Raw genomic sequence first — 5,148 nt, 5'->3', positions numbered from 1 at the left:
AAACGCGGCGTGACCGATGCAGCCAGCACCGAACACGATCCGCAACCTCGACCCCTTCAAGGCCGAGAAGCTGACGCCCAGTTGATCCGCTGGCGCAGCAGCGACTGCTCGGCCGGGTTCGCCGTCAGCTCCAGCGCCCGCGCGTCCGCCGCCCGCGCCTCGTCGGCGCGGCCGAGATCACGCAACAGCTCGGCCCTGATGGCGTGCCAGAGGTGGTAACCGGACAGCGGCGCGGCGAGGTCCTCGACCGCGGACAGTGCCGCCTGTGGCCCGGCCACATCGCGCAGCGCCACAGCACGGTGCAGTTTCGTGACCGGTGACGGCGCCAGGCCGTCGAGCATGGTGTACAGCAGCAGGATCTGTTCCCAGTCGGTGTCGGCCCACCGGGGTGCCTCGGCATGCACGGCCACGATCGCGGCCTGCAGCTGATACGGGCCCGGTTTCTTGAACGTGGCGGCTCTGGCGATCAGCCGGGCCCCGTCGGCGATCATCTGCTGGTCCCAGCGGCTGCGATCCTGGTCCGGCAGCTGGATGATCTCACCGGCGGCGGTGAAGCGGGCCGCAGCCCGGGCGCGGTGCAGCCGGATCAGGGCCAGCAGACCGAGGACTTCCGGTTCGGTGGGCATCAACGCGGCGAGCATGGCGGCGAGGAACTCGGCGTCGTCGGCCAGGTCCCGCGATGGCACGCCTTCGCCGGTGGTGGGCAGGTAGGCCTCGTTGAACAGCAGGTACACCACCGCCAGGACCTCGGACATCCGGGAACCGAGGTCGTCCGCGTCCGGGATCCGGTACGGGATTCCCGCGTCGGCGATCTTCCTCTTGGCGCGGGTGATCCGCTGCGCCACCGTGGTTTCCGGGAGGAGGAACGCCTTGGCGATCTGGGCGGTGGTCAGGCCGCAGACCACGCGCAACGTGAGGGCGATCTGGGCGGTACGCGGCAGGGCCGGGTGGCAGCACGTGAAGATCAGCCGCAGCCGGTCGTCCCGCTCCGGCCGGGGTGGCCATGCCGCCAGGGCGAGTTTGTCGTGGTAGCGGGCGTCGCGGCGCAGCACGTCCAGGCCGCGCCGCCGCGCCACCGTGTAGAGCCAGCCGGCCGGGTTCGCGGGGACTCCCTCGACCGGCCAGTGCTGCAGGGCGGCCTCGACCGCGTCCTGGACCAGGTCCTCGGCGGCGGAGAAATCCCCGATCAGGGAAACGAGGGATGCGGCGAGCCGACCCGCGTGGTCACGTACCACGCGGGCCAGCTCCGCCTCGGCGGCACTCACCCGGCGATGGGCCGGATCTCCACCAGCGGACACGCCGGCCATGACGCGACCATGCGCAGCGCCTCGTCGAGATCGGCGACGTCGATCTCCGCGAACCCGGAGATGATCTCCTTGCCCTCCACGAACGGCCCGTCGGTGATCACCGGCTCACCGCCCTCCAGCCGGACCGTGGTGGCGGTGTGCGACGGCATCAGATAGGTATGGCCTTTGATCTTGTCGGCGTTGTCGGCGAACCACTGCCGTACCCGCCCGTACGCCCGCTCCCGCTCGGCCTCGCCCATGGCGGCCAGATCCGCGGCGAACTGCTCGGTTTCGACGAACATCAGCACGTACTTCACAGCTCCACCTTCTCAGCCGTGGCTGGGCAGCGGGCAGTACAGGTCGATCCCGTTGCCGTCCGGATCGAGCACCGTGGCGTAGCGGTGACCCCAGAACGCGTCCCACGGCTCCCGCGACCCGGCGTAGCCGGCGCCGACGAGTTCGGCGTACTTCGCGTCGACGTCGGCCGGGGTGTCGAGCTGGAACGCCAGGAAGATCGGCGGGCTGCCGGCGGTCCGGGTCCAGCCGGGACGGGCCATCGCGGTGAACTTCTCCTCGTTCAGCATCACATGCAGGCCGCCCGGCAGGTCGCACGCCGCGTGCTCGGCGTAGTTGGGGTCGACCTGGAAGACCAGGCCCAGGCGGCGGTAGAACGCGATCGACGCGGCGATGTCCGCCACGGCGATGTCCAAGGTGTTCATGATCGGTTTCATGCGCTTTACTCCCTGCTCAGTCGGCGCTTCCACCTCCTAGACGACCGGGAGCAGGCCTGACACGACACCCGATCAAGATTCTTCTCGCCGACCGGCGGTGGTGGCGTGCCCAACCCGGCAGAGAACTCGCCGCGCTCAGCGTCGGACCGGCGGATCAGGTCGCCACGGAGTCGCGGCGGTGGTCGACGGTGGTGCCGAGGCGAGCCGCGCGGCTGGGCTGCCGGATGGTTCCGGGGCGGGGCGGAACCGTTCCCGCTTACCGGGAGGCGAGGAACTCGTTGATCGCGCTGGTTACCTCCCAGCCGGTGGCGTGGCTACGCACGATCTCCATCACCCGGTCGTGCAGGTCGGTCTCACCGAACCGGTCATAGGTGTCGGAGACGACCAGGTCCAGCCAGGACCGCTTGATCGGTGCCGGCTTGCCCTGGACGGGCTTCGCGAAGAACCCGGCGAGGCCCTCGACGATGCGGCGCTTCGCCGCACCGACCTGCTCCGGCAGGTCGCCCCGCCGGTCGGCCGGCAACTGCTCCACGGTTGCTGCCGCCTCGGCGAGGTCGGTGACGGCGCCGTCGAGCTGCTCGGCGTCGTTCAGCTCGGTCGCGGCGATCCGGTCGAGCAGGTTGCGGGCTTGGACGAGGAGTTTCACGACCGCCAGCCGCTGGTTCAGCGCCGCCACCTGGGTGGCGTCGGTGACCTTCGCGATGGCTGCCTCGGCCGCCGTGATCGTTGCTGCCGACGGGTTGGCCTCGGCGGCGGTGACCGCGGCCTGTGCCGCCTTCAGCAACTGCGCCGGGTTGTCGGCGAGTTGCACGCTCATCGAGCCGATGACGAGGGGCAGGTTGTTCGCGCCCACGATCCGCATGTCGGCGTTGCCGTTCTGCCGGTTGCGGAACAGGACCTGCCGCAGGTCGAGTGTCACGGTCTGCCAGGTGTCGACCATCGCGGCGGTGATGCTCACGCGGGTCGTGCTCTGGTACGCCGACCCGGTGGCTCCCGAGTCGTACTGGAGGACGAACGAGCCGGCGACCGGGGAACGGTACTCGATCGTCGCGGTGGCATCGTACGGGCCGCCGGTGATGTAGCGGTCGTCGACGGCGAGGTAGAGGTTGTTGCCGGAGTTGAAGGTGTTCCGGTCGATCTGCAGGGCACGCCGACCGTCGACGACGATCTCGTGCGCGGGCCCGCTCTCGTACGGAATCCAGGTCAGTCCGTCGGGCTCACCGGAGAAGTCCATCGCGACCCGGGTCGCCGGGGGCGCCGCTGGGACCACGTCGATGCGCACCGCCGAGATGGCGAGCGGAAGGTTGGCGAGCGCGTTCAGCCGCAGGTCCGCACCGCCGTTCTGCCGGTTGGTGAACCGGATATCGGGAATGTCGATGGTCGCCGTCTGCCACTGGTTCACCTGGTCGGCGCCGATCGTCACCGCCGTCGAACGCTGGTAGGCCGAGCCGCTCTGCTGCGAGTCGTACTGGACGGCGAACGAGCCCGTGGCCGGGGACCGGTAGCTGATCGAGGCCTTCACCTGGTACGGCCCGCCGGAGATCGCCGCGTCGTCGACGAACATGTACAACTGGTTGGCGCCGCCGAACGGATTCTTCTGCAGCTCCAGCGCCCGGCGGCCGTCGACCTCCGTCGTCACGAACGGGCCGTCCTCGTAGTTCTTGTAGGTCAGCCCGTCGACCTTGTCCGCCGCGAGGTCGAACGAGACCGTGTACTTGTTCGGGATCGGGCTCCCGCCCGGATCCGGGTCGGGGTCGACCCAGTTTGACCGCTCCGCCAGGTACGCGCGGCCCTGCGTGTCCTTCTTGAGCAGGAAGTAGTAGTCGACGGTCCCCGGCAGGGACAGGTACTCCGCCTTCAGCGAGTCCGGGGTCACCGTCAGCCGCATCGCCCCGAAGTGCGTGGCATCGCGGAACTTGCTGCCCGGCGCGACGCTGAACAGCGGGGTCAGGCCGGCACCGCCGTTACCCGAGATGGCGATGTGGTAGCCGTCTGCCGTCTCGATGTGCTCCGCGTGGTGGTCGTGGCCGGCGAGAATCAGGTCCACGCCCGGCGTCATCAGCCAGGAACGGTCCAGGTTGTTGCCGGCCTTGCCGGAGGAGTAGATCGGCTGGTGGCCGCCGACGACCTTCCAGGCGGCCGAACTGTTCGTGAGCGTGTTGCGGTAGGTGTCGTAGATCGGCGGGTTGGCGGTGCCCGTCGCCGTCTGGCAGTTGGCGTCGGGGTTGACGAAGTCGAGCAGCCCGTTGCCGAAGCCGGCGACGAAGGCGGCCGGAACCTTGAAGTAGTCCAGGCTCGGCTGGACACTCTCCGGCGAGCAGCCGTTGCCGTAGTCGTGGTTCCCCATGATCGGGAACATCCTGCCGGCGTCGATGTCCGCCTTGTAGGGCGCCTGGGCCTTGACGACCTCCTCGGGTAGGCCCTGCTGGTATGTGTTGTCGCCGGTGGTGAAGATGGCTGCCGGGTTCCAGGAGTGGACCATGTCCGCGACCTGATACTCCTCGGCGCAGGTCCGGTCGACGCCGCAACCGCCGTAGTCCCCGATCACGGCGAGAACCAGGCGATCCTGGGGCGGGCTGTTCGGGTCGACCGGCGGGGTGATCCGCTGCAGCTCGCCACCCGCCGCGCCCGCCAGGGTGGACAGCCCCACCGACAAGACCAGCGCAGCGACCGAGGTCAGTGTGATGCCGAGTTTTCGTTTGCCTTGCACGCCCAGCTCCTTGCCCGTGTCACGATCAACGATGCCGGAGGCTAGGCGGGCGCGGTGATCACCCGATGAACCCAGCCCTAACCGGAACGGGCCGGCCCCTGACCACGCACGGCACACATCGGCTGCCCGGCGCGCGCGCAGGGCAGACTGGTGGCTTGACATCCTCCCGGCCCGGAAGGGGCCGGGATTCCCACGGTCGCCCGTGAGATTTTCCTGTTTCACCGCCGACTGCCTTGCCGGGAGGATTTTCCCTTGGGGTCTTACATCAGCTCCGCAGGCTTTTTACCTCTCCGCCAGCCCGGCGGCGAGAATGTTCTTAGCGGCGTTGATGTCCCGGTCGTGCTCGACCCCGCAACCCGGGCACGTCCAGGCGCGCTCGTTGAGGGTGAGGGTGAGGGTGGTGTTGATCCGTCGGCACGTC

At 69.1% G+C, this 5,148-nt stretch carries 5 protein-coding genes; all 5 read right to left on the bottom strand.

Going from position 1 to position 5,148, the window contains the following annotated elements; genetic code table 11:
- Positions 1–56: 56 nt before the first annotated feature.
- The 5 genes from ONA70_RS34595 to ONA70_RS34575 all read right to left on the bottom strand — a co-directional run bounded on the left by ONA70_RS34595 (position 57) and on the right by ONA70_RS34575 (position 5,135).
- Positions 57–1,265 carry an RNA polymerase sigma factor gene (locus ONA70_RS34595; protein ID WP_265010694.1) on the bottom strand — a complete coding sequence of 403 codons (1,209 nt, stop codon included), beginning with the start codon at positions 1,263–1,265 and terminating at the stop codon, positions 57–59.
- Positions 1,262–1,603, bottom strand: coding sequence for a YciI family protein (locus ONA70_RS34590; RefSeq protein ID WP_265010693.1), 342 nt, complete (start codon positions 1,601–1,603; stop codon positions 1,262–1,264). The genes ONA70_RS34595 and ONA70_RS34590 overlap by 4 nt, the downstream gene beginning before the upstream one ends.
- Before the next feature lie 12 nt (positions 1,604–1,615).
- Positions 1,616–2,017, bottom strand: coding sequence for a VOC family protein (locus ONA70_RS34585; protein ID WP_265010692.1), 402 nt, complete (start codon positions 2,015–2,017; stop codon positions 1,616–1,618).
- 256 nt (positions 2,018–2,273) lie between these two features.
- Positions 2,274–4,727, bottom strand: coding sequence for a metallophosphoesterase (locus ONA70_RS34580; protein WP_265010691.1), 2,454 nt, complete (start codon positions 4,725–4,727; stop codon positions 2,274–2,276).
- 282 nt (positions 4,728–5,009) lie between these two features.
- Positions 5,010–5,135, bottom strand: coding sequence for a transposase (locus ONA70_RS34575; protein ID WP_265010695.1), 126 nt, complete (start codon positions 5,133–5,135; stop codon positions 5,010–5,012).
- Positions 5,136–5,148 lie beyond the last annotated feature (13 nt).

Source organism: Micromonospora yasonensis, assembly GCF_026013475.1.
GTDB classification, from domain to species: domain Bacteria; phylum Actinomycetota; class Actinomycetes; order Mycobacteriales; family Micromonosporaceae; genus Micromonospora; species Micromonospora yasonensis.
Note: the sequence above shows the minus strand (reverse complement) of the source record. Positions and strands in the feature narration are given on the sequence as shown.